This window comes from Aquimarina litoralis (assembly GCF_019295435.1).
Classification (GTDB): Bacteria; Bacteroidota; Bacteroidia; order Flavobacteriales; family Flavobacteriaceae; genus Aquimarina; species Aquimarina litoralis_A.
Map to the genome: position 1 here is coordinate 39,793 of NZ_WEKL01000111.1, position 23,326 is coordinate 63,118.

Genomic DNA, 23,326 nt, shown 5'->3' on the forward strand with positions numbered 1-23,326 from the left:
CGTTAATTTGTCTTAGCACAAGTATTAGATATTGTTTTTAATATAAGTAGCTACTCCATCTTCTTTTCCAGATAAGGTAACTACATCAGCAATTTTTAAGGTTTCTGGTTTGGCATTAGCAACAGCAACTCCAGTACCAACGGCTTTTATCATAGCAATATCGTTATAATTATCACCAAAAGCTACTGCTTCTGATATGGAGATTTTATAATGAGTATCTAAAAGCAATTCTATTGCAGTTAATTTTGAAATACTTTTATGAGCAATTTCAATATAAGTTGGTTTAGATCTGTATAAATGTAATTTGTTACTAAAATTATTTTCTAAAAAATTAAAGGCTTTATCGATATATTTTTCATCACCCATACACATGATTTTATGAGCCCCTATGTTATGTAAAGTCCAATCATTGATAACATCTCGAGTAGGTTTTACAACTGGTATTACTTTGGTGTTTTGAGCTTCTCTATTTGCCCAGAAGTCCATTTCGGGAACAAACCAGTCATCATTATGATATAAACTTATATGAAAAGACTTATCCTCATTAAAGTGATCTAACTCACTAATAATATCAGGTTCAATAAAGGTAGAATGAATTACCTGATTATTTACTATGACAAGTCCTCCATTATAGCAAATTAAAGGAGAGTTAGAAATATCTAGCTCTTCCTGAAGGTGTTTCATAGCGCTTGGCATTCTAGAAGAAATCAATATGACTGGAATCGTATCTTTTATTCTTTTTATTTCTGAAATGGTAAAATCCGAAAGCTCTCTTTCAGCATTTAATAGGGTACCATCAATATCAGAAAATACAATACTGGGTAAATTCAATTCTGAGAAATTAGGGTTAGCAATTCTTTTTTTAAAGGTAGCTAATTTTTTACGAACTTAACAATAGTTGTAATAACTTCAGGCATGATTTCTAACCAATACTCATTATAAGATTTATGATTTTCTAGTCTACTACCTTCTATTTTTCTAAGGATATGATTCATGTTTTCGATGACTGCATATTCTGCATTAGGCATCGCTTCTTTTAGTTTCTCAGCTTCAGAGACCTCTACCTGTAGATCTTTATCGCCTTGCAGTATTAAAATAGGAATGTCTAAATTTTGAATTTCTTCAGAAGGAGTATACTTTAACCAGGATTTCATAAAGGGTTGTAATTGATATCCGAAAATAGATTCTAAAGCAGGGTCATAATTTATAGCCCTTCCTTTTTCTTTTAGATCTGAGAAAGCTACCGCTGCACTTTTGTCCAATCCAGGAGCTTGCTTTTCTAATTGTTGAACAACTATTTGATCAATAGATTGGGCATTTCCTGCAATTGATATAAACCCATTTACATTGTTTTTAGCGGCTACCATACCTACTAAAGATCCTTGTCCATGACCTGCTAAAATAATTTTTGAGTAATTTCCATTTTGTTGAAAGTAACTAACAATATCTTCTGCATCTTTGATAAAATGATCTATGGAAAGTTCATTCTCGCGTATACCATATGCATCAATTTTAAATAGCCTTTTGTCATACCTATACGAAGCAATACCTTGTTTTGCAAGTTCAATAGCTAACAATTTGAAAGCATCATTTTTAGACATTCGGTCATTTCCTTCTCGGTTTATGGCTCCAGCATCCATAATGAAAATTATCAAAGGTACACTGTCATCAGAGTAGGGTGTAGCAAGGGTACCTTCAATAAAACGATTTACTCTTACAATCGCAGAATTATATTCTTTTTCTTCTTTTTCCTGCCCAAAACAAAAAGAAGTAAGAATGATCAGTAAAATGGAAAATCGTATTTTCATATATAATGGGGTTTACAACTATTGTATGTATGAAACGTCAAATATATTGCCATATTTTTATAGGTAAACTCTTTTTGTAAAATATTCTTAGTTAAAATAGTTTAAAACAACAAGTTTACATATAAAATGAAGAAATGTTACTAACTAAATTCTTAAATAGTATGTTAGAATAAATACATTTTAATCATTTACTGTAGCCAAATCTTTTCTGTATTGTTTGGGAGACATAGAAAAGTATTTCTTAAAGGTTTTGGTAAGATGACTCTCATCAGTATAGCCTAACTGATAGGCAATTTCTGCAATAGTGAATTCAGTATTTTGAAGTCGATATTCTACTAATTTCATTTTGTACTTAGTGACATATTGATGAATAGATTCTCCAGTTGCTTTCTTAAAATAAGTACTTATCGAGCTTTGAGACATATTAAATTTATCCGCCATATAACTAATCTTGGTCAAATCATTGTCATATACATTTTGTCGTATATGACTTAATATTTGATCAATTCGAGAATCATTGATAGATACATTCCTCTCATGACTACTGTATTTATCTGAAATATTGCGAACGATAATACTTAATATGGTACTTATGGCGTTGGAAATAATTTCTTGGTAATAGATTTTTTCATTTTTAAACTCCTCCATTACCACATTGTGAATATCCCATATAATACTTCGATCTTCTTCGTGAGAAATAACATCACCAGGGATAATATTAGGATGATGCAAAAGTTGTTCAATTCTCTGCAACCAGTATTTCCTATCGGGTAAGTTGACTTTACTCGAAAATAAAAGTTCGGTAAATTTAAAATGAGTAAATCCGGAGTGTTTTTCTATTTCAAAGTGATGTGTATCCTCTGGAGCTAATAAGAAAATATCATTTTTTTTATAACGAAATCGTATACCGTTTATAGTGTGATAACCGCTCCCTTTTTCAACAAAAATAATCTCGAAATAATTATGATTATGTGGCTCCGCTTCCCATTTGTCAAATGCATATTGATGTACAACAAAAGTTTCATGTAAGGTATAACGATTCATAATCAATTCTTTCTTTTGTTTTAAAGTTACAAAAATAAAATCAAACACAGGAGCAGTTTTATACTTGTAAATTACAGTGAAAATTATCAAAATTAACTGATAATTAACATGTTATGTTTTGATTGTACAAGTTGTTTGTAAAATTCTACAAGTAACAGGTAGCACTAGTCATGTATTTTTGCAGGCTAAATTTTCGCACAAATCAATATGAAATTCAAGGTGTATTTGTATACAGCAATTAGGGGGCTATTGGGCGTTTTTTTAACATTGCACGCCATTTATAACGTATTAATATATACTGATTTCTTAGTAGAAATAGAGATGTATTTTAAGACTTCAGAATTATTTAATTACGATTTTATCGAAGCACTAGCTCCTTTGGTTCCTTTTGAAGAATTCATTTTAGGAATGTTCTTAATACTTGGCGTTTTTACTAAAGAGGTTTTGATCTGTTCCTTATTTTTGTTTGCTTTTATTTCCATTTTTTTATTGGATGCAAACTTCCCAGTTTTATCAGCATTACATATGTTTTTCTTTATGGTTACATTACTACTTTTGAAAAAACATAATTACAATTTAAAATCGATGGATTACTCCAGAGATTTATATAAAACCATATTATTTTAAGGACGTTAATTGTTTGAATTTACTTCCAAGGAGCTTTATTTAATAATTCGGAACGTTAAATTAATTCTAGGTTTTGTAATTTTTTTTGATTTTGGAATTTGATGCAACCAGTTTTCTTGTGTGGTGCCTTTCATAAGTAATAAACTACCATGTTGCAATAAGATTTTTTGCTTTAGATTTTTAGTTTTATGTTTAAAATGAAACCATCTATCTTCTCCAAAACTAACAGATGCAATTGTAGGATTTGGACCTAATTCTTTTTCATTATCCGAGTGCCATCCATTACTATCTTGACCATCTCTATATAGGTTAAGTAAACAAGTAGTAAAATGTTCTGAGGTAATTTGTTCTACTTTTTTCTTGATAGCTAACAACTCTTTTGTAAATTGATGAGGCTGCATAGTAATATTGGAATAGGTGTAGGTTCTATTATTACTAGCATATAGTGCTGTAAGACGTGGTTGTGGATATACTTTGCCAAACACTTTGATGTCATCTTGTTGCCAAGAAATAGATTGACTTAAAATTTCAAATAATTGATCAGCTTCTTTTTTATTAAAAAATTCTGGATAGTAATATGCCTCACCATCTGGCAACGCTAAAGGTATTTGTTCATTCTGAGAAGAGAAAAGATCCAAAATATATAATGTTTAGGTATATAAATATGCCCAATATATCAAACCAAATTGAAGTAATAACCTTAAGACTAAAATAAACTTTGGCAATTTTAAACCGGCTTTCTCATTAACCAACATGTGTATATGTACGGGAAAGAAAAGGATAAGCATACATATTATTCCCCAAGCGGAAATGAATCTGGTTTCTATGAATAATAATCCAATTCCTGCAATAATCTCAGTTAGACCACTCATATAAACAAGTTGTCTATGAAATGGAATATACAAGGGCATTACTCTCATAAAAGCTTTCGGTTTTATAAAATGAAAAATACCTGCTAAACTAAAAATACCTGATAAAAGAAATAAATGCCAATTCATTAAAAACCAGTAGTTTTTTCTTTACCAGCACTACTTAGTGCAAAATCTTTGTTTCGTGTCATTTTTTTTATAAAACCTACTTTTCTAAATCGTAAAGCACTCCAATCTTCATCGATCGAAACTTGTCTCACAGCTTCTAAATTATAATCTCCTAAAACTCCCCAACCATAATCCCTTGTAATTTCAGAACTATATTTTCTAGAACTTTTTTTGGGATAGGCAAACCATAAAATTGCATCCCCAACTAACTTAGGGTATACAGTTTCTATTCGATTCTCAATCTGTCTTTTTTCGGTTACAAAAACTAATGCAAAATCAACTTCAGATACCTGTATAAGAGATTCTTTAATCATAACATCTTTTAAACAATCTAATTCCTTGCAAAAACCTTCAGGTTCATTTAAGATTAAAATTTCATCAAGGGAAGGTGGAAGCTGTAGTTTTTTAAATAACGGTGTCATGAGATTCAATTTTAATTAGTGCCTACTGATTTGCGAGAGTATTAAAGATACAAAAAAATCGGATTAGAATGATGGATTTTAACGTGCTGTAAATAGTAAAAGAAGTTTTCACGGTAAACTGGGTATAAGAAGCTTTAAATAAACTTTAATTTAGAGATGTGAAAAGTGTTTTTCGATGTTATGCTAAATAAAAAGACAGAACAGATATCCTTACTATTTTTATTGATTTTTGTAATCTTTACTGGTTGCAAAAAGAACTATAAAGCAAATACTATAGAACAGGAGAAAACTCCAGTTGTAATCAGCCCATCGAAGCAAAAAACACTGACTATTATTGGAGATAATATTTGGGTAAGGGATTATCCAAAGAAAGGCAAAGTAGTCTTAAAACTTAATCAAGGGAATCGATGTGTAGTACTAGATACTAGCAATATAGATACTACAAGAGGATATATAGATTATTGGTATCAAATTAAATATAAAGATACTATAGGGTGGGTATTTGGATCACAAACCAATTTGATGACAACGGATAGTAAAAACACAGACTTATTCTTAATGCAAATGGAAACATTTATCAATGCACTAAAAATCAGAGATTTTCGAACATTAAATAATTTTATATATCCAAATGAACCTGTTCATTGTCTACTAGGAACTTCGGGAAGTGACCATTTACGTATTACTATTACAGAAGATTTAGAAAAAACGTACAAGAATTATTATGACGTTAAAGGACTATTAGATACTCTTTAGACTTATAAAGCAATTAAAAGTAATTTAGGATACTCGGATATACCAAAATCTGGAGTCTATAAACCTTATCTGAAAAGAGGATTTTATTACCAACGAATAGATCAAGTGCATACAGGTATTTCGGATAGAGAGAAATGGCAATTGGATAACGATTTGATAACCGTTTTTGATGATGATTTGTCAAAAGAATATCCAAAATACCTAGTAAGAGAGAAAGAAGTAAGGTTTAGGCTTTTTGTTGTTTTTGATAATATGGGTAGCGATGAAGATCCCTATTATGAATTTTACTTCTATTTCAGAGAAGGAAAATGGTATTTATCAGGAATCTATCATCCTTATTTATCTTAAATAAAAGCCAGTATATGATAGAAATGATATCTAATAAATTTTTCTAAGAATACCACGGCTAATATTTATCTTCTCCAGTTTTCTTTATAGGATTTCATAGTTTTTTTAGACTATACAAAACGAATACTTTTTTATACATATCGTTTTTTAATGGTTTCAAAGCACTTAGTATTTTATGAATAAAAGTATGAATGGAAATCGATACTATTGTGTAGACTTTTATACCTAACACAAACTCAACCATGAAAAATTACTTCGCACTATTTGTGGGATTATTTCTTATGCTCACGAATACACTATTTATTTCTTGTGAATCTCAGGAATTTGAATCCAATGATCAACAGAATCTTTATGAAGATTTTGTACTAGAACAAGCCTATCCAGATGAAACAGGAGAACTACTTCAAATTTTATTAGATGGAGAAGAAGTGGATGTAGAAAGTATCAATAAGCATTATATATTAGAAGGGGATATTAAAGTATTACTATCCGAAACTAACAAAGGAGTTGGAAGAGTAGGAGGTAGATGGCCCAATAATACGGTATACTATTCCATTCAGAATGGAATGCCTAATCAAGCTCGTATTACGAATGCTATTGCTCATTGGGAGTCCAAAACTTCATTGAATTTTGTAAGGAGAACCAACCAAGCCAATTACGTTTATTTTAAGAAAGGATCAGGATGTTCTTCATATGTAGGTAGAATTGGAGGACGACAAGATATCACCCTAGCAAATGCTTGCTCCACTGGAAATACCATTCATGAAATTGGTCACGCTATAGGATTATGGCATGAACAAAGTAGGAAAGATAGAGATCAATACATCAATGTCTTATATGAGAACATACAAGACGGGAGAGAATTTAATTTCAGAACATATACAGAGCAAGGACAAGATGGGAATGAGTATACTTCTAGTTTGGATTTAGGTAGTATCATGATGTATGGTTCCTATGCGTTTTCCAAAAATGGAAAACCTACTATCACAAGACTAAATGGGAATACATATAATGCACAACGAAATGGATTGTCTAATAGCGATGTTGATGGAATTAATAAGATGTATCCGCCAAGTTCATCGGGAGAGACTATTACTTTAAAAGGAAATAATAATAAATATGTAAGTAGTGAAAATGGCAGTAATCCAATGAATTGCAATAGAGATGCTGCTCAAGGTTGGGAAAAATTTGAAATCATCACGCTTAGTGGAGGTAAGATTGCTTTGAAAGGGAATAATGGTAAATATGTAAGCAGTGAAAATGGTTCAAAACCAATTACCTGCAATAGAACCCAAATAGGAGCTTGGGAGCGATTTACATTAGAAAACATAAGCGGAAATAAATACGCATTAAAAGGTAATAATGGTAAGTATATAAGTTCAGAAAATGGTGCGACACCAATGACTTGTAATAGAACAGCCATAGGAGCTTGGGAAGAATTTGTAATTTCAGGGTTATAGACTGATTTTATTAAACCTGTAGACAAAAAAACACCGCATAATTGCGGTGTTTTTTAATTATTATATATAATTATTCGATAATCTTAGAGTTTTCTGGATCGTCAAATAAGTTTCCTTCGTTTTCAATAAAAGCAATATTACTAATAGTTGCTTCACCTAATTGATCGGTCATTCCTTTTTCTGAAGTCCAACCATAAAACTCCCATTTCGTTGCAAAAGGAATCTGATCTATCGTCTTAAAATCTTTGTAATGAATAGCATGAGGATCAGCTTCTGCTTTAGAAATATCTCCATCATTTCCAAAAGTTACTATATAAGCGGCTGCTTGAAGTGATTTTGCAACAGGATCTGCATAAACAACATACCAATCATCTGGTGCATCTCCTATTCCTGCTTCAAAAGTTAACTTTGCAGTGCTATGCGTAATATTATTGAGTACACGATCTTCTTGCATTTCCCACTTCGTACCAGGATCACTTAGTTTATATGGCAATCCAAAGAAGTAAGTCCAAGTAAACATATCAAATCGCGCACCTTGATCATTAGCATCTGCTGGCTGTAAATACACATTTTCTCCATCATAAACGAGTTGGCTACCATCTTTTTTATCGATCTTAATTTTGGTCGAATTGGTTAGCATCGTGATTTTTCCCTCAAGATGTTCTTTCCCATTAAATATAATTTTTATATCAAAGCTTACAGCTTTGTGGTTTAAGAACCTTTCTTTTTTATGAGCTTTTTCGATACCTTGAATAAAATGATCAGTAAGAGATGGTGTTCCATTGCCAATTCCTGAATCAGGCTCCACAGGAATTTTTTCAGTCTTTTCAATTACTTCAGGAGTAGTACTTTCTTCCTTTTTTTTCTGATTACAACTCAGTATACCTAAAGCTATAAATACATACAAAATTCTTTTCATAATGAGGTTATTTGTGTTAGCAAACTAAAATAAGAAATGCATGAGTAGTACTATAATCTTTATGAAAATTGTAACAGAAAACACCTTAAGAAAAGTAATAAGTTATCATAGTTTTAATGTGTTAAATTTTTTAAAAGATGTAACAAAATTGTCTGATTGATTACTAATTCCATATATCTAAATAATATTCATCAATCTAAACAAAAGTTATATGAAACAGTTATCAAAAAGAATTTGGGGACTATGTTTGATCATACTATGTATGTCATTTGTCCAAACATATGCTCAAGAAGCTATAGGAACATGGAAAGGAAAATTGTCCGTACAAGGAACAGAAGTGCCTTTAGTATTTCATATTGAAAAACAGGATGGAGCACTAGCTTCAACAATGGACAGCCCATCACAAGGAGCAACTGGAATTCCAATGGATTCTACAGTTTTTGAAAACAATCAATTAACGTTGACTTTCAAACAAGCAGGGATCAAATATGTAGCATCTTTAGACAATAACAAACTAAAAGGAACTTTCTACCAAGGAGGAATGGAATTACCCCTAGAAATGGAGAGATCAGAAAAGACAATACCGGGAAATCCAGCATTGGTCTCTTCAGATTCAGCATTAGGAAACATGGCAAGTCTGGATAAAGGCAATTATAAATATTCAGTAGAAGATTATTTTGCGAGACCAAAGGCGAGAAGTTTTCAGTTTTCTCCAAACGGAAAATACCTTTCTTATAGAGAGAAAGATGCAAATAGTAAAAACCATGTTTATGTAAAGGAAATTGCAACCGAAAAAGTAACACGTGTTATAGAAGAAAAGGAAGAATTAATTCGTGGATACGGTTGGGCTAATAACGAAAGATTGGTATATGTAATGGATAAAGGAGGAAATGAAGATTACCACCTTTTTGCTGCAAATATCGATGGAACTGATCAAAAAGAATTAACTCCATATGAAGGTGTACAGGTAAATATATTAGAAGGCCTGAAAGAAGACAAAGATCACTTGATCATTTCTATGAATAAAAATAATAAACAGATTTTTGAGCCTTATAAAATCAATATCATCACTGGAGAGATTAAACAATTGTTTACCAATGAGGATGCTGCAAATCCTATAGCAGGGTATAGTTTTGATAAAGATGGGAAACTAAAAGGGTACGGAAAGATTAGAGATGGAGTAAATGTAGACTTCTATTATGCAAAAGAAGATGGAAAGTATGAAATACTTAAAAAAATGAACTGGAAAGATTCATTTTCTATTCTAGATTACGATTACTCCACAGATAATCCACATGATGCATATGTGGTTTCTAATTTAGATACGGATAAAGCGCAAATCTATTTGTATGATTTGAAAAAAGATAAAGTAATCAAGAAATTATTCTCTAATGATAAATATGATGTGTCTAACCTTTCAATATCTAGAAAAAGAGGATACGAATTAGATTATTTCTCATATGAAGGAGAAAAGACAGTAGTAGTACCAGTAAGTGATTATTATAAAAAATTACACGCTAAGATTACTAAGAAGTTCCCTGATCATCAATACTCTATTACTGGAAAAACAGATGAAGAAGATAAGTATTTGATTTTCTTACAAAGTGATAAACTATATGGTGTTTATTATTCTTACAATGCTAAAAAAGATGAATTTAAGTTATTGTATAATTTAATGCCACAGCTGAAGGAAAATGATATGGCAGAAATGCGACCAATTACTTTTAAAAGTAGAGATGGTTTAACTATTCATGGATATATCACTCTACCTAAAGAAGCTATTCAAGGTAAAAAAGTACCACTAATCGTGAATCCACATGGAGGACCTCAAGGAGTCAGAGATTCTTGGGGATTCAATCCAGAATCTCAATTATTTGCTAGTAGAGGATATGCAACCTTACAAGTGAATTTTAGAATTTCTGGAGGGTATGGTAGAGAGTTCTTAGAATCTGGATTCAAACAAATCGGTAGAAAAGCTATGGATGATGTAGAAGATGGTCTGCAATATGTAATTGATCAAGGTTGGGTGGATAAAGACCGAGTAGCTATTTATGGTGGTAGTCATGGAGGATATGCCGTTTTGAGAGGGTTAACAAAGACACCTGATTTATATGCTTGTGGAGTAGATTACGTTGGAGTATCTAACTTATTTACCTTTATGAAAACAATTCCACCATATTGGAAACCTTATTTAAAGATTATCAAAGAAATCTGGTATGATGAAGAGGTAGCTGAAGAGAAAGTAATTATGGAAGAAGTTTCTCCAGTGTACCAAATTGATAAAATCAAGAAACCTCTATTTGTAGTACAAGGAGCGAACGATCCTAGAGTAAATATAGACGAGTCAGATCAGATCGTTAAAGCATTACGAGATAAAGGGTTTGATGTACCGTATATGGTAAAGTATGATGAAGGACATGGTTTTGCAAAAGAAGAAAATTCTGTAGAAATGTATAAAGCTATGATGGGATTCTATGCAAAACATATAGGTGAAAATAAAACAAAACCTGTAAAAGGATAATTCTATTTATTTCTTAGAAGAACGGGACTTATTATCTTCTTTGAAATATAGTAAAACCTCCTGAAAACTTGGGTCAGGAGGTTTTTTTATGATTTTTCTTCAAATTCTGGGCAATCCAATCGGATTGCTTTGGATACAATATCCTTTTGTATAAGATTGCAATAACCATTATTGGAATTATGTACTTCATAATACTTACAGGCATAACAGGTTCTTTGGACAGTAATCACACCAGATGCATTAAGCTTATGAATCAAAGTGCTAATAGTGCCAAAAAGCGATTCTTGTTCTTCTGTGGTTAACTTAGCAATTTGTTTTTTGATCGGGTTCGCAAAAAGTTCTGTTTGGGAAACCTTCTCTTTACCATCTTTAGTTAAACTGATAAAATAACTTCTGCTATCAGCTGAGGTTTTGTTTTTTGAAATCATCTCCTTTAGTTCCAAAACTTTTACCGCATCGCTGATAGTCGGTTTGGTTAGATTGAATTCTTTTGCTAAATGACTTACTGTACATAATTTATCATCGTGATAGGCCACGAAAATTAGTATTTGTATTTGTATAGGACTTAGCTTTACTTCTTTTGCATGTTCCCATAACAATGCCCTAAAAGCTTCTGAAATTCGCTCTAAACCAATGACAGTTTTCGCATTTATATCGTCATGTTGAAAAGGAATATTAAAAATACTTTTGTTCATATTTCATAGGAATTTTAACTTTCCAAAGTTAGCAATCCTAATTAATTATATCTAATTACAATTTTCCATTTCAAAAATACTATATCCATTGGCTTCTATATCTTCAATCATGCCATTTGGAGCTTTCTGAATATGACAGAACTTACATTCATTAGAAGTCAGTTTACCAGTTTTAAAGGTTTTTGTGTCAAGATATTTCCTGCCATATGCTAGTATTTTGTTTTCATCTGTTATATGATCCGGAACCAAAATATCGAAATGCATTGATAAACCATCCATTCGGTTTACATACGTATCCCATACTGCTATTTTCATATTTTTTATTATTTTAATTGTACTTTATTAGGAAGTGAAAGATCCTTACTTAAAACGCTATATACTTCATAAACACCAAGCATAGGAAGATCATTTTGCATCGTATTTACTTGCATAAATGCAGTAACAGCATCAAACTTGAAATTTGTTTTATAATTAATTCTATAATCAGGTATTACTACTTTTATAGTATTTCCTTCTGTAATAACTTGAAATCCTGGAGAATCCATAAACATAGGCATACCTGGGTTTGTTGGAGGAAGCTTTACTGAAGGATCACCCTTTTGGAATTGTTTGACTGATAATCCTCCTTTAACTCTATCATCTTTTTGTAGAACTACCCAATGTGGATGCCATACAACACCGTCATTATTGTAATTGTTATCAAGATTTTCATCCCATAAAGGAGTATCGTCAAAATCCGGATGTGATGTTAACGCCAGCGCAACAATCCCTTCTGTATGACTAAAACCAACATCGTTAGGTTGTAATGTCGTAGGGAAAACATAACCTAATACTGGAGCATTATGAAGCTGTCCAGCTGGTTGCGGAGTCGTAGCACCTGCTTTTCCCTTTACTTTAATCTCCCAAATAGTGGTCGATAATTCTTTCCAATGAGTAACATTGGTTTCAATAACTTTGAAATCATCAGTATTGTAGGTTTTGTAATCTTTGTTATGATACAAACTATAACCTAGAAATGTAATGATTGGTAATAATAAATACTTCATGGTTTTTAAGTATTAAAATAGTTAGGATTTTATTAGGAATCCTAACTATTTGATTTAAATTTTTTTACTTTTTAAGATCGGTAATAGATGCACCAAAATTGATATGCAAAACATTGCCATTTGGAGTAATAAGTGCTGGGACCGATTGTACACCTGATGCTTCAGCGTTACTAATTCTGGAGTGTTCTTCTCCGAGATGTATGATTTCAACATTAGGAGCACCTATTAGATTGATGATGTCATGTTCTGCACTCACACAAACAGGACATCCAGCGTGATAAAAAATTGATTTACTCATTGTAATTGTATTTATGGTTTAAATTAATTCACAACAAATATAGTAAGGATTCCTAACTAAAATAAATTTTTAAATAAATTTAACATTCTTATGCTATACTTCAATTTGATAAAAGAGGATTAGATTCGTTTAAATCTTTTTTAAGTATGAAGTTAGTTTATCACAAAATAGGCTTGATATGACCATTATTCCAATTCCTGTTCTAATCCTAATTCCTTTAGTAAATTTTCATCATTTTCTGAATCGGAATTGGGTTTAGATCTGTCTTGTTTTGCGAAAAATCGAGGAAATAGGTTGATGTATTTATTAAAAGTATCAATTTCTTGATCGATTAACTCATCATCTTTGTGAGTAGCTAGTGTATCTATCAGATCTCTATAATACGTTACATTGTCCATAATATTTTCGAAATGCTTGTATTGCTTTTCATAAGATAAGCCAGAAAAATAGATCAACTTTTCTTGATATTTAGTAGCTACTTGTTTCCATAAAGATCTTGCCTTCTCATTTTTGTTAATCTGATAATAGTTATCGATGAAATCATGTAATGGCGTATAGTATTCATAAAATTCTAATGGAAATTTCTCTAGTCCCAGATCCAATATTTCTTCCGCTTTAAGTGATTGATCTTCTTTGATTAGTTGTTCTGCTAATCGGCTGAGGTTAGTTCTGTATGAGATGCCATTTCGCCTAGTTTCTGTGTCATGATAAATCTCTGTACTATCTCCATTTCCCCAATCCCAGTTTAAAACATTCTGATACATAACATCCGTATTCACTCTTCCTAATTCATACGGGTTTGATGGATTTACTTTAGTTTCAATGGGAACAAGTTTATAGGTCATACCATCCAATTGTAAGTAATCTTTCATCCATATATAATCGTCATCCCCAAAACTACCTCCTGTAAAATAAATAGGACGTTCCCAATCATTATTGGCAATAATATCAAGCATCATCAGTCTATGCTTAGCAATGTAATTCCCTTTTAGATGTATATCTATATATGGAACAATTTTATCATAATCTTTCTCAGAAACAATGCCATTTTTAATTACTTTTTCCTTGTCTACTGGGATTCGTATGCTTTTCGTAGGAAATGTAGATACAACTTTTCCATTCATAAGTTCTCCCTTTGTTCTCGGATCATCTGATGATATCCATCGCATCCAGTTTTTAATGAGCATAGTATCTTTAGTAACTTCTTTAAAGAAAATAGCATCATTGTTTCCGTAAGCATAAAATTTATGCTTTAGTCCAGATGGAACAGGTTTTCCATTATAAGCAGCTTTTTTCATTTGATCCACATACCAATCTGTAGCTAGAAGATTGGTAATAAGAATTCGAATATCCGTTCGGTATCCTTCTATTTCTTGTAAATACCATAAAGGGAAACTATCATTATCTCCAATAGAAAACAGGATAGCATCTTTTTGACATGAGGACAGGTAAGTTTGTGCAGAGGATGTAGCGGTATATCGATTAGAACGATCATGGTCATCCCAATTTTGTGCTATCAATATCGAAGGTGCTCCTAATAACGAAATAGTGATCGCCAGATAAGAAGCGTATTTTGAATTTAAATAGTTTTTAAATAAGTCAAAAAGAGCAAAAACGCCAAATGCGATCCAAATAGCAAATACATAGAATGAACCAACCAATGCATAATCCCGTTCTCTAGGTTCAAAAGGCCTTTCATTAAGATATATTTTTAAAGATAAACCCGTAAATAAAAAGAATACCAGAAGTACCCAAAAGGTTTTTTTATCATTTCGAAACTGAAATACCAATCCAATTAAACCTAAAATAAGCGGAAGGAAATAATAAGTATTTCTTGCCTTGTTATTCGCTGCATCTGATGGTAAATTGTCTTGAGAACCAAGGTGGTACTTGTCAACAATAGGGATTCCGCTAAGCCAATTACCATGTAAATCAGATAGTTTTCCTTGAACATCATCTTGTCTACCAACAAAATTCCACATAAAGTATCTCCAATACATATAGTTTATTTGATACTCAAATAAATAAGATACATTATCCCAAAAAGAGGGAGGTTTAATATCTAAGAACTGGCCAAATGACTCTAAAAATTTATGATAATCGCTGTTGTCTAATTCTCCAGAAGCATATTTTTTACGAAAGTCTACAACAGTATCGATAAGTTCTTTTTCATCTTGGAATTCTGTTTTTATGGAAAATTCTAAAGGTCCGCTATAAATCATGTAATTGCTGATATGTTCGGTGCTCCACATTCTCGGTAGCAAAGTTTTATGGGTATTGTCTAGGTTTTGCCTTGCATTTTTCCAATCATTGACTATAACATATTTTCCAGATTTTGAATCTTTCTCATATTTAGGCTTGTCATCTAAATAGGGTTCATTTTCATCTAGATTACCATAGATTTCTGAAAATTGCGGCCCATAAAAGAGATAAGTTTTAGGATACTGTTCTAAGTTATAGTAGGCCAATAATTCTCTAGCATTGTTTGGGTTATTCTCGTTAATTACGGTTCCGCCGTTAGCTCTTACAGGAATCATTAACCAACTAGAGAAACCGATTAAAATAAATACAATACATAGTAATGAAGTGTGTAGTAAAGGATATACTTTCTTCCGGGTATACTTTAGTCCTATATAAAAAGCTGTAGCAATACTCAAAACCGCTATGATGGTTCCTGAATGGAAAGGAAGTCCAATAGAATTAACAAAAAATATTTCTGAAAAACTTATATAAGTTAATGTATACGGTATGAGTATTTTAAAAATAAATAGAAGTATAGCAACAACTATGATATTTGCAACTATAAAATTTTTAAAGGTAATTGTTTTATAATTTTTAAAGTAGTAGAGTAGTCCAATGGCAGGAATGGATAATAATCCCATAAAATGAACACCAAAGGATAAACCAATTATAAAAGCAATTAAAATAATCCATCTGTTTCCTTTTGGAGTATGCATATCCCGTTGCCATAATAATCCCAAATAAAACATGATAGAAAGAATTAGAGTTGCCATGGCGTATACTTCGGCTTCTACGGCATTGAACCAGAAACTATCAGTAAAGGCAAAACCTAACGATCCTGTAATTGCACTTCCTAATATAGTGATAGCTGTATTTTTTGTTAAACGTGCTGTGCGCACAGCCAAGTCTTTGAGCAGCATAGTAATTGACCAAAACATGAATAAGATAGTAAAAGCACTTGCTAAAGCTGATGTTATGTTTAGCGTATAAGCTATTTGTTTAGGATCTGCAGCAAAAGTAGAAGCAAAAGCACCGATCATCTGAAATAATGGCGCGCCTGGTGGATGCCCGATTTGTAATTTGGAAGAAGTTGCTATGTATTCTCCTACATCCCAAAAACTGTTTGTTGGTTCTACGGTATTAATGTAGACCAATAATGAAATCATGAAAACCATCCAACCAAGGATAAGATTCAGTTTTTTAAATAGTATAATATTCATGTGATTTACCCATCTTATTTGGAACATCAAATGAACTTTAAAAATGAAAAAAAGAACAGCGGAAAGCGTTGTAAAAAGGTACTAGTACCCGTATGATTTTATGTGTTTAAAGGGATTTAAGCCTAATAATTAATCTTTTCAAAAAGGTTAAACAGTCGTTAAAAATCTTAAATTAAAGGGAAATTTCCGCTTTATTTTGTTAAATTGTTGAAGATAGTCAAACACTTTTTGTTAAGTATAATCCCTAAAATAAAACCTGAATAAGGTTATACCTACATGATGAATAGTCCCAATGAAATTACTACGATTAGCTATATCAGCAATGCGGTTAAGTTAGATGAAGAAGAGATAGAAGAGCTAATGATCCATACTAAAACTACTAATAATAAAAATGGTATTGGAGGTCTTCTAATTTATATCGATGGCACTTTTTTTCAAATTATAGAAGGAAGTTCTAATGATATAAAAAATTTATTTACTAAAATAAAATTAGATAGAAGACATTGTAATATTTTGAAAATTTTTGAAATAAAGAAAGCTAATAAAAAATTCGAAAGATTTAACTTCAGTTATATCCATAATAACAATACCAATAGCTCATTATCTGATCTATTTAGTCTTATTGAGAATAATACTTCGGATTATAGCACTCACGAAACCTTTATTGAGAAAGCACATAATTTGTTTAGTACATAATATAATACCAATCAGGCATATTGAAAATATTCGAAGTTTGTATCTAATCGATATAGAAAGAACATGGATAAAATAACTACAAGTTTCTGGTAAATTATCTTCCGATACTATGTGTTTAAGTTATTTTTATTAATACCTATTAATTATTTCTTAAAAACATGTATTACATCGATTTATTTGGGTTATATGCTCATTTTTAATGGTTTTATATTCGTTTTTACGGTTTAAAATCCTACAAAATAGTTAAAAATACATCTTTTTTGTACGGTAAAACCGTAAAATTTGTGTATTTCATCGACTTTAAAAACCACTTTGTCTAAAAGTTTCTAAAACATTTTATTCCAATGTTTTTTCATCATAAATTTACATCAGTCAATCAAAGTAACTTTAAGCCCCCAATACTATGAGAACTTTAATTTTTACAATCGCAGTTTTATTTTCTACACTAACAATAACAGCACAAGAAGTTGCAAATGAAGAAGCTACTGTTTCTTCGGTAAATGTGAAAAGTTCAAAAACTGATTTTTTCAAAGCATTGGTAAAGGCAAATAACTTTGATATTACTATTAAAGAAAACAAAAAAGAAGTAGCATCTAATAAGAATACTACTAAGACTGAATTTTATCAGACGTTGTTAGAAAAAAATGGTTTTACTACAGATATTAGAAAGACTACAAGATTAACGAACGTTTTGAATACAAAACAAAATACTGAAATGACTCAGAAAAACGCTGTAGCTAGTTTATTACCATAAGTAATAGGGTATCTAAAAAGTAAAAATATAAGACATAGTAAAAACTCCTTCATTTTGAAGGAGTTTTTTTATGATTATTGTTAATCTAAATTGAGTTAAAGATCTTATTTGTTTCTTACCAATAATTCTTTTCTACTACTGATATTCAGTTTGCTATAAATGTTAGAGATATGAGTTTTCACGGTATTGATGCTTATGAAAAGTTCATTGGCAATCTCCTTATTTGTTTTTCCAGATAAGATTAATTCTTTTACAGTGTTTTCTTGTTTGCTTAAAGGAATAGCCAAAGATGAGTTCTGATCTTTTTTACGTTTTCTTATGATAAACAGAACAAGTCCAAAAATAACAATACCTGCAAGACCATTTATTAGCATGCTAATGGAGTATTTTTTTTCAGTAGTCTCCTTACGCACCAATGAAATTTTGTTTTCTAAATATAGGAACAAAGCAGGATCAATTTCGCTCGATTTTAATTCTTTTAAAAGATCTGCATAATAATTTGTATTCTCTTTAATATCTTTTTCTAATAACTTTTTGTCATCTAGTTTTTTGATACTTATCAACTTTACCAAAAGTATTTGTAGTGAATCCTTAATATAGCCTTTGGTTCTTAGAAGATACTTTTCTGTATCAAAATCATCATGCAAACTTTCAAACTTAGACTCAAATTTTTTCAATTGTTGCCATTCATTATCAGCTTTATTATTGGTGACATAGCTTTCAAAAGGAGCTACTCCTTTTTCAAAACGAATAGAATCGTTATTAGATAAAATAAATAATTTAGAATTTTTGACTTTCTTAGAGCTGATTATTTTTTTTATAGGATTGAGCTCTATTTTATATAAATGATCCTTAGCGCTAAACCATTTTTGATCAAAAGAAAAATATCCTTTTTCCGAAATATCCGAAGATGCAATAGGTGTGTATGTATAACTATTGTTGGTTTCGTCTAAGTCTACTTTACTCAAATGTACTTTTTGCTCCCAATTTTCAATAGTTTCCAAAGAAATATATCCAGAAACAATATCCTGTCCAGTAATATCTGAATTAATAAAAACTATTAATAAGAAAAGAAAAAGTTGTTTGATCATCTGCTTTATAAATATGACGACATTGTAAAAATACTAAAATATGTAATATTTGTATTTAGAAAATAAAAACCGCTTTAGAATTTAAAGCGGTTTTTAATTATATTCTTAAAGAGTTTGTACTCTTTTGCTTATTTGATCATATCGAAACTACGTTTGATAAATTCTGTAAGTTCTTCACCTTTCAAAAGATTCTGAGATAATCTCGCAAGATCCAGAGATTGTTTGATTAGGCGCTCTTTCTTTTTATCGGTTTTGGTGTCTTTTATTTGACCTATCAGTTCATGATTAGTGTTTACAATCAAATTATACATTTCAGGCATGTTACCAAACATATTCATTCCACCACCACCGGTTTGTTGCATCTCTTTCATACGACGCATAAATTCAGGTTGCGTGATCATAAAAGGAGAAGCATTACTATCCATTGCCTCTAATTGCACTGTATATGTTGAGGTAGGGATAACCTTTTCAAGATCTGTCTTAAGAACTTCTTTTTCTTCATCAGAAAGCTTGGAGATAGTTTCTTCATCTTTCTTGATTAAGTTATCAATATGATCACCATCTACACGAACAAAAGAGATATTTTCTTTGCTAGTTTCTAGTTTTTGAATTAGATGAGAAACGATAGGAGAATCTAGCAATAATACTTCATATCCTTTGTCTTTTGCACTCGCTATATATGCGTGCTGAGCATCTTTGTCAGAAGCGTATAAAACTACAAGTTTATCATCTTTATCGGTCTGATTTTCCTTTATTTTTTCTTGTAATTCTTCAAAAGTCAAATAAGTATCATCAACGGTTGGATATAAAGCAAATTTATCCGCTTTTTCAAAGAATTTTTCTTCTGATAACATTCCATATTCGATAACTACTTTGATGTCATTCCATTTCTTTTCAAAGTCTTCTCTGTCATTCTTAAATAAAGAATTTAATTTATCCGCTACCTTACGTGTAATATAGCTAGAGATCTTTTTTACTGCTCCATCTGCTTGTAAATAAGATCTAGATACGTTTAATGGAATATCTGGAGAATCTATAACACCACGAAGCATAGTAAGAAATTCTGGTACAATTCCTTCTACATTGTCCGTTACAAAAACCTGGTTTTGGTAAAGTTGAATTCTATCTTTTTGTAGATTCATATCTTGCCCAAGTTTTGGGAAGTATAAAATACCTGTTAAGTTAAAAGGGTAGTCTACGTTTAGATGAATGTTAAATAAAGGCTCTTCAAACTGCATTGGATACAGTTCCCTATAAAAGCTTTTATAATCCTCATCTTCTAGCTCAGTTGGTTGTTTTGTCCAAGCTGGATTGGGATTATTGATAATATTGTCAACCTCTTGAGTAGGAGCAGGATCTTCTTCCTTAGCATCTTCAGGTTTTGGTAAAGTTTCCGTTTTCATTCCAAATTTGATCGGAATAGGCATAAACTTATTGTATTTAACCAAAAGTTCACTAATTCTACTGTCTTCTAGGAACTCAGAATCATCTTCGCCAATATGTAATATAATTTCAGTTCCTCTTTCAGCTTTATCATGCGCCTCTATCGAATACGTCGGAGAACCGTCACAAATCCAATGAGCTGCCGGTTCTTCTTTATAGGATTTTGTAATGATTTCTACCTTTTCGGCCACCATAAAAGCAGAATAAAAACCTAATCCAAAGTGTCCTATAATTCCAGAATCCTTAGCGCTATCTTTATATTTTTCCAAAAACTCTTCGGCACCAGAAAAAGCAACTTGATTGATGTACTTTTCTACTTCGTCGGCAGTCATACCAATTCCTTGATCTATAATGCGAAGTTGCTTATTTTCTTTATCAACTTTAATTTCAATCATTGGATTGCCATATTCAATTTTGGCTTCTCCAATATTGGTTAAGTGCTTTAATTTTAATGTAGCATCCGTTGCGTTCGATATGAGCTCTCTTAAAAAGATCTCATGATCAGAATACAAGAATTTTTTTATCAAAGGAAAAATGTTTTCTACGGATACATTAATACTTCCTGTTGCCATTTTTTTATGTTTTTGTTTTAATTATCACTATTGTGTCCATACAATGGTCAAAAAAAGTACCAATTCTATATTGCTGACAAACTGACATTGTATTCAATTTATACACTTAAACGTAAGTATTAAGCAAGAGTTTCGTCTACTTAAATATGAGGGATTTAAGTTTCATTTTTTATGAAACAACTTTAACAATTTTTTTGTTTAGGTTTTTTTAAAAAAAGTTAAACAATGTTTATCTTTACCTTATAAATCAATAGTTATGGCGTCATCCAGTAAAAAACAGACCGTAGATAGTCAATTTATAATTACGAAGTATATGAATTATGTACTTGAGCATGATGAATATCCAAGATCGGTATATAAGTTTTGTAAAGCATCTAAGATAAAAGAAGAGGAGTTCTATGAATTCTTTGGCAGTTTAGATAGTGTGAATAAAGGTATCTGGAATACCTTTTTCAGTACGGCAATAGATGCTATGAACAATAATAAAGAGTATAGTGGATTATCAAGTAAAGATAAGATGCTGACTTTCTTTTTTACTTTTTTCGAGCTGTTAACCTTGAATAGAAGTTATGTGTTATTAAGCTTAAAATATCATGATATGCCGCTCAAAAACCTGACACAATTAAAAGGGTTAAGAAAGCATATTAAGAATTTTGCTAAAGAATTAATTGAAATAGACAACGACGAAAAATTATTTAGAATAGCTAAAAACCCAGTTTCAATCTATTCTGAAGGAGCTTGGTTACAGTTTCTATTTTTATTGAAATTTTGGATGGATGATGAATCTGCTGGTTTTGAAAAAACTGACATTGCGATTGAAAAATCGGTGAATACGATATTCGATTTGTTTGACAATACTCCTTTGAGTAGTGTTTTAGACTTTGGGAAATTTCTTTGGAAAGAGAAGTCAATGTGGAATTAAGGGAATACGAATCGAATTGTAATATAGAAAAGGAATATGAAGACAATAGATAAAATACCAACCTCGAAATTAGGACGAACCACAGAATTGGTAAAGACTGGTGTAAAAGTAGGAGGGAATTATCTGAAGTATTATAGTAAGAAAGCTGTTAATCCAAATTTAACTAGAGATAAATTAAATGAGGACAATGCTGCTGATATCTATGATGGATTGAAAAATTTGAAGGGTAGTGCGCTTAAAGTGGCACAAATGCTTTCAATGGAAAAAAATATACTACCTAATGCGTATGTAGAAAAGTTTTCGTTGTCTCAGTTTAGTGTGCCTCCTTTATCTGCTCCTTTGGTAAGAAAAACATTTAAAAAATATCACGGAAAATATCCGGAAGATTTATACGACACGTTTGCAACTCAATCTGTTAATGCTGCCAGTATCGGACAGGTACATAAGGCATCTAAAGACGGGAAAAAACTTGCTGTGAAAATTCAATATCCTGGAGTTGCAGACAGCATAAGTTCTGATTTGGCGATGGTAAAACCCATCGCCATCAGGATGTTCAATTTAAAGGGAAAAGATTCGGATAAGTATTTTCAGGAATTAGAAGGGAAATTACTTGAAGAAACAGACTATGTTTTAGAAGTGCAACAGAGTAAAGACATCACTAATGCTTGTTCGAAGATTGAGAATCTCAGATTTCCTAGATATTATGAGGATTTGTCTAGTAAGCGTATCATTACGATGGACTGGATGGATGGAGATCATCTTAGTGAATTTGCGAAAAAGAATGAAGATAAAAAGAAGGCTGATAAAATAGGACAAGCGCTTTGGGATTTTTATATGTATCAGATGCATATTTTAAAAGCGGTACATGCGGATCCACATCCAGGAAATTTCCTTATTGATAAAGAAGGGAATCTTATAGCAATAGATTTTGGATGTGTGAAAAAAGTTCCCTTAGAGTTTTATACTCCTTATTTTGAATTGGCAGAAAAAGAAAATATAAATAATCCTGAATTTTTTACTCAAAAAATGTTTGAACTCGAAATACTTCGAGAAGATGACTCAGTAGAGGAAAAGAAATTCTTCTCTGCATTATTTCATGAAATGCTAAGTCTTTTTACAAGACCATTTAATGAAGAGACTTTTGATTTTGCAGATGAAGGTTTTTGGAATAAAATAACCGAGTTGAGTGAAAAATATTCTAAGGATACAGAATTAAGGAAAATGAATGGTAATAGAGGAAGTAAGCATTTCCTGTATATCAATAGAACTTTCTTTGGTCTATATAACTTATTACACGATTTGAAAGCAACGATTCGTGTGAAAAATTTTGAAAAGTACCTTTAGTCAGTCGTTAAGACTGGCTTTGGTTTGTTTATTTATTGGTTAGGTTGTTAGAAAGGCATGCT

Annotated in this window: 23 protein-coding genes; 9 read left to right on the plus strand and 14 right to left on the minus strand. The window is 31.3% G+C overall.

The genetic code is table 11. The features are described from left to right. Window positions 1–24: 24 nt before the first annotated feature. The 3 genes from GBO31_RS25410 to GBO31_RS25420 all read right to left on the minus strand — a co-directional run bounded on the left by GBO31_RS25410 (window position 25) and on the right by GBO31_RS25420 (window position 2,900). Window positions 25–831, minus strand: coding sequence for a Cof-type HAD-IIB family hydrolase (locus GBO31_RS25410; protein WP_219011444.1), 807 nt, complete (start codon window positions 829–831; stop codon window positions 25–27). Window positions 832–872: 41 nt separating this feature from the next. Next, entirely contained in the window at window positions 873–1,808 is a 936-nt protein-coding gene (locus GBO31_RS25415; RefSeq protein WP_219011445.1) for an alpha/beta hydrolase, read from the minus strand. Window positions 1,809–1,988: 180 nt separating this feature from the next. Further along, window positions 1,989–2,900 (minus strand): helix-turn-helix domain-containing protein, encoded by a 912-nt coding sequence (locus GBO31_RS25420; protein WP_219011446.1) that lies wholly within the window; start codon window positions 2,898–2,900, stop codon window positions 1,989–1,991. Between the two features lie 159 nt (window positions 2,901–3,059). On the opposite strand from GBO31_RS25420, the gene GBO31_RS25425 reads away from it, so the two are divergent. Then, on the plus strand, window positions 3,060–3,479 hold the full coding sequence (locus GBO31_RS25425; protein WP_219011447.1) for a MauE/DoxX family redox-associated membrane protein: 420 nt from the start codon (window positions 3,060–3,062) through the stop codon (window positions 3,477–3,479). Window positions 3,480–3,514: 35 nt separating this feature from the next. On the opposite strand, the gene GBO31_RS25430 is transcribed toward GBO31_RS25425, so the two are convergent. From GBO31_RS25430 to GBO31_RS25440, 3 genes are read right to left on the minus strand one after another with little or no spacing between them, the layout of a single operon-like run. Next, window positions 3,515–4,117 (minus strand): alpha-ketoglutarate-dependent dioxygenase AlkB, encoded by a 603-nt coding sequence (locus GBO31_RS25430; RefSeq protein WP_246615989.1) that lies wholly within the window; start codon window positions 4,115–4,117, stop codon window positions 3,515–3,517. 12 nt (window positions 4,118–4,129) lie between these two features. Continuing rightward, a complete protein-coding gene (locus GBO31_RS25435) occupies window positions 4,130–4,477 on the minus strand; it encodes a DoxX family protein (RefSeq protein WP_219011448.1) in 348 nt (115 codons plus the stop codon). Beyond that, window positions 4,477–4,938, minus strand: a complete 462-nt coding sequence (locus GBO31_RS25440) for a hypothetical protein (RefSeq protein ID WP_219011449.1) — start codon at window positions 4,936–4,938, stop codon at window positions 4,477–4,479. Before GBO31_RS25440 ends, GBO31_RS25435 begins: the two co-directional genes overlap by 1 nt. A gap of 180 nt (window positions 4,939–5,118) precedes the next feature. On the opposite strand from GBO31_RS25440, the gene GBO31_RS25445 reads away from it, so the two are divergent. From GBO31_RS25445 to GBO31_RS25455, 3 genes are all read left to right on the plus strand, one after another. Continuing rightward, window positions 5,119–5,694 (plus strand): hypothetical protein, encoded by a 576-nt coding sequence (locus tag GBO31_RS25445; protein ID WP_219011450.1) that lies wholly within the window; start codon window positions 5,119–5,121, stop codon window positions 5,692–5,694. Between the two features lie 105 nt (window positions 5,695–5,799). Continuing rightward, a complete protein-coding gene (locus GBO31_RS25450; RefSeq protein WP_219011451.1) occupies window positions 5,800–6,042 on the plus strand; it encodes a hypothetical protein in 243 nt (80 codons plus the stop codon). Between the two features lie 242 nt (window positions 6,043–6,284). Next, window positions 6,285–7,502 carry a M12 family metallopeptidase gene (locus GBO31_RS25455; RefSeq protein WP_246615990.1) on the plus strand — a complete coding sequence of 406 codons (1,218 nt, stop codon included), beginning with the start codon at window positions 6,285–6,287 and terminating at the stop codon, window positions 7,500–7,502. A gap of 70 nt (window positions 7,503–7,572) precedes the next feature. On the opposite strand, the gene GBO31_RS25460 is transcribed toward GBO31_RS25455, so the two are convergent. Beyond that, complete coding sequence (locus tag GBO31_RS25460) at window positions 7,573–8,421, minus strand: DUF6503 family protein (RefSeq protein WP_219011452.1); 849 nt, start codon at window positions 8,419–8,421, stop codon at window positions 7,573–7,575. A gap of 262 nt (window positions 8,422–8,683) precedes the next feature. Here GBO31_RS25460 and GBO31_RS25465 point away from each other — a divergent pair, with 262 nt between their 5' ends. Further along, window positions 8,684–10,942, plus strand: a complete 2,259-nt coding sequence (locus tag GBO31_RS25465) for a S9 family peptidase (protein WP_219011498.1) — start codon at window positions 8,684–8,686, stop codon at window positions 10,940–10,942. Window positions 10,943–11,028: 86 nt separating this feature from the next. Here GBO31_RS25465 and GBO31_RS25470 read toward each other — a convergent pair whose 3' ends face one another. The 5 genes from GBO31_RS25470 to GBO31_RS25490 form a co-directional block, all read right to left on the minus strand. After that, window positions 11,029–11,637, minus strand: a complete 609-nt coding sequence (locus GBO31_RS25470; RefSeq protein WP_219011453.1) for a MarR family winged helix-turn-helix transcriptional regulator — start codon at window positions 11,635–11,637, stop codon at window positions 11,029–11,031. A gap of 51 nt (window positions 11,638–11,688) precedes the next feature. Continuing rightward, a complete protein-coding gene (locus GBO31_RS25475) occupies window positions 11,689–11,952 on the minus strand; it encodes a DUF2024 family protein (protein ID WP_219011454.1) in 264 nt (87 codons plus the stop codon). An 8-nt stretch (window positions 11,953–11,960) separates the two neighbouring features. Continuing rightward, window positions 11,961–12,683 carry a hypothetical protein gene (locus tag GBO31_RS25480; RefSeq protein ID WP_219011455.1) on the minus strand — a complete coding sequence of 241 codons (723 nt, stop codon included), beginning with the start codon at window positions 12,681–12,683 and terminating at the stop codon, window positions 11,961–11,963. A gap of 64 nt (window positions 12,684–12,747) precedes the next feature. Next, window positions 12,748–12,981, minus strand: coding sequence for a thioredoxin family protein (locus tag GBO31_RS25485; RefSeq protein ID WP_219011456.1), 234 nt, complete (start codon window positions 12,979–12,981; stop codon window positions 12,748–12,750). 185 nt (window positions 12,982–13,166) lie between these two features. Continuing rightward, window positions 13,167–16,442, minus strand: coding sequence for a protein O-mannosyl-transferase family (locus GBO31_RS25490; protein WP_219011457.1), 3,276 nt, complete (start codon window positions 16,440–16,442; stop codon window positions 13,167–13,169). A 276-nt stretch (window positions 16,443–16,718) separates the two neighbouring features. On the opposite strand from GBO31_RS25490, the gene GBO31_RS25495 reads away from it, so the two are divergent. Both GBO31_RS25495 and GBO31_RS25500 read left to right on the plus strand, forming a co-directional pair. Continuing rightward, the gene (locus GBO31_RS25495) at window positions 16,719–17,138 is read left to right on the plus strand and encodes a BLUF domain-containing protein (protein WP_219011458.1); all 420 of its coding nucleotides are present in this window, start codon (window positions 16,719–16,721) and stop codon (window positions 17,136–17,138) included. A gap of 403 nt (window positions 17,139–17,541) precedes the next feature. Further along, window positions 17,542–17,892, plus strand: coding sequence for a hypothetical protein (locus tag GBO31_RS25500; protein ID WP_219011459.1), 351 nt, complete (start codon window positions 17,542–17,544; stop codon window positions 17,890–17,892). A gap of 104 nt (window positions 17,893–17,996) precedes the next feature. Here the strand turns inward: GBO31_RS25500 and GBO31_RS27275 are convergent, their stop codons facing one another. Then, window positions 17,997–18,983, minus strand: coding sequence for a helix-turn-helix domain-containing protein (locus GBO31_RS27275; protein WP_281422493.1), 987 nt, complete (start codon window positions 18,981–18,983; stop codon window positions 17,997–17,999). Window positions 18,984–19,111: 128 nt separating this feature from the next. Further along, entirely contained in the window at window positions 19,112–20,998 is a 1,887-nt protein-coding gene (gene htpG, locus GBO31_RS25510; RefSeq protein WP_219011460.1) for a molecular chaperone HtpG, read from the minus strand. Window positions 20,999–21,254: 256 nt separating this feature from the next. Here htpG and GBO31_RS25515 point away from each other — a divergent pair, with 256 nt between their 5' ends. Together GBO31_RS25515 and GBO31_RS25520 are read left to right on the plus strand one after the other, a co-directional pair. Beyond that, a complete protein-coding gene (locus GBO31_RS25515; RefSeq protein WP_219011461.1) occupies window positions 21,255–21,920 on the plus strand; it encodes a TetR family transcriptional regulator C-terminal domain-containing protein in 666 nt (221 codons plus the stop codon). Window positions 21,921–21,956: 36 nt separating this feature from the next. Then, window positions 21,957–23,264 (plus strand): ABC1 kinase family protein, encoded by a 1,308-nt coding sequence (locus tag GBO31_RS25520; protein ID WP_219011462.1) that lies wholly within the window; start codon window positions 21,957–21,959, stop codon window positions 23,262–23,264. The last annotated feature ends 62 nt before the right edge of the window (window positions 23,265–23,326 follow it).

Excerpts from the sequence above, each read along its gene's own strand:
- GBO31_RS25460 (WP_219011452.1), bottom strand. The coding sequence starts at position 8,421 with ATGAAAAGAATTTTGTATGTATTTATAGCTTTAGGTATACTGAGTTGT.
- GBO31_RS25485 (WP_219011456.1), bottom strand. The coding sequence starts at position 12,981 with ATGAGTAAATCAATTTTTTATCACGCTGGATGTCCTGTTTGTGTGAGT.
- GBO31_RS25500 (WP_219011459.1), top strand. The coding sequence starts at position 17,542 with ATGAGAACTTTAATTTTTACAATCGCAGTTTTATTTTCTACACTAACA.
- htpG (WP_219011460.1), bottom strand. The coding sequence starts at position 20,998 with ATGGCAACAGGAAGTATTAATGTATCCGTAGAAAACATTTTTCCTTTG.
- GBO31_RS25495 (WP_219011458.1), top strand. The coding sequence starts at position 16,719 with ATGATGAATAGTCCCAATGAAATTACTACGATTAGCTATATCAGCAAT.
- GBO31_RS25455 (WP_246615990.1), top strand. The coding sequence starts at position 6,285 with ATGAAAAATTACTTCGCACTATTTGTGGGATTATTTCTTATGCTCACG.
- GBO31_RS25415 (WP_219011445.1), bottom strand. The coding sequence starts at position 1,808 with ATGAAAATACGATTTTCCATTTTACTGATCATTCTTACTTCTTTTTGT.
- GBO31_RS25465 (WP_219011498.1), top strand. The coding sequence starts at position 8,684 with ATGTCATTTGTCCAAACATATGCTCAAGAAGCTATAGGAACATGGAAA.
- GBO31_RS25520 (WP_219011462.1), top strand. The coding sequence starts at position 21,957 with ATGAAGACAATAGATAAAATACCAACCTCGAAATTAGGACGAACCACA.
- GBO31_RS25480 (WP_219011455.1), bottom strand. The coding sequence starts at position 12,683 with ATGAAGTATTTATTATTACCAATCATTACATTTCTAGGTTATAGTTTG.
- GBO31_RS25435 (WP_219011448.1), bottom strand. The coding sequence starts at position 4,477 with ATGAATTGGCATTTATTTCTTTTATCAGGTATTTTTAGTTTAGCAGGT.
- GBO31_RS25515 (WP_219011461.1), top strand. The coding sequence starts at position 21,255 with ATGGCGTCATCCAGTAAAAAACAGACCGTAGATAGTCAATTTATAATT.
- GBO31_RS25490 (WP_219011457.1), bottom strand. The coding sequence starts at position 16,442 with ATGAATATTATACTATTTAAAAAACTGAATCTTATCCTTGGTTGGATG.
- GBO31_RS25445 (WP_219011450.1), top strand. The coding sequence starts at position 5,119 with ATGCTAAATAAAAAGACAGAACAGATATCCTTACTATTTTTATTGATT.
- GBO31_RS25425 (WP_219011447.1), top strand. The coding sequence starts at position 3,060 with ATGAAATTCAAGGTGTATTTGTATACAGCAATTAGGGGGCTATTGGGC.
- GBO31_RS25475 (WP_219011454.1), bottom strand. The coding sequence starts at position 11,952 with ATGAAAATAGCAGTATGGGATACGTATGTAAACCGAATGGATGGTTTA.
- GBO31_RS27275 (WP_281422493.1), bottom strand. The coding sequence starts at position 18,983 with ATGATCAAACAACTTTTTCTTTTCTTATTAATAGTTTTTATTAATTCA.
- GBO31_RS25440 (WP_219011449.1), bottom strand. The coding sequence starts at position 4,938 with ATGACACCGTTATTTAAAAAACTACAGCTTCCACCTTCCCTTGATGAA.
- GBO31_RS25470 (WP_219011453.1), bottom strand. The coding sequence starts at position 11,637 with ATGAACAAAAGTATTTTTAATATTCCTTTTCAACATGACGATATAAAT.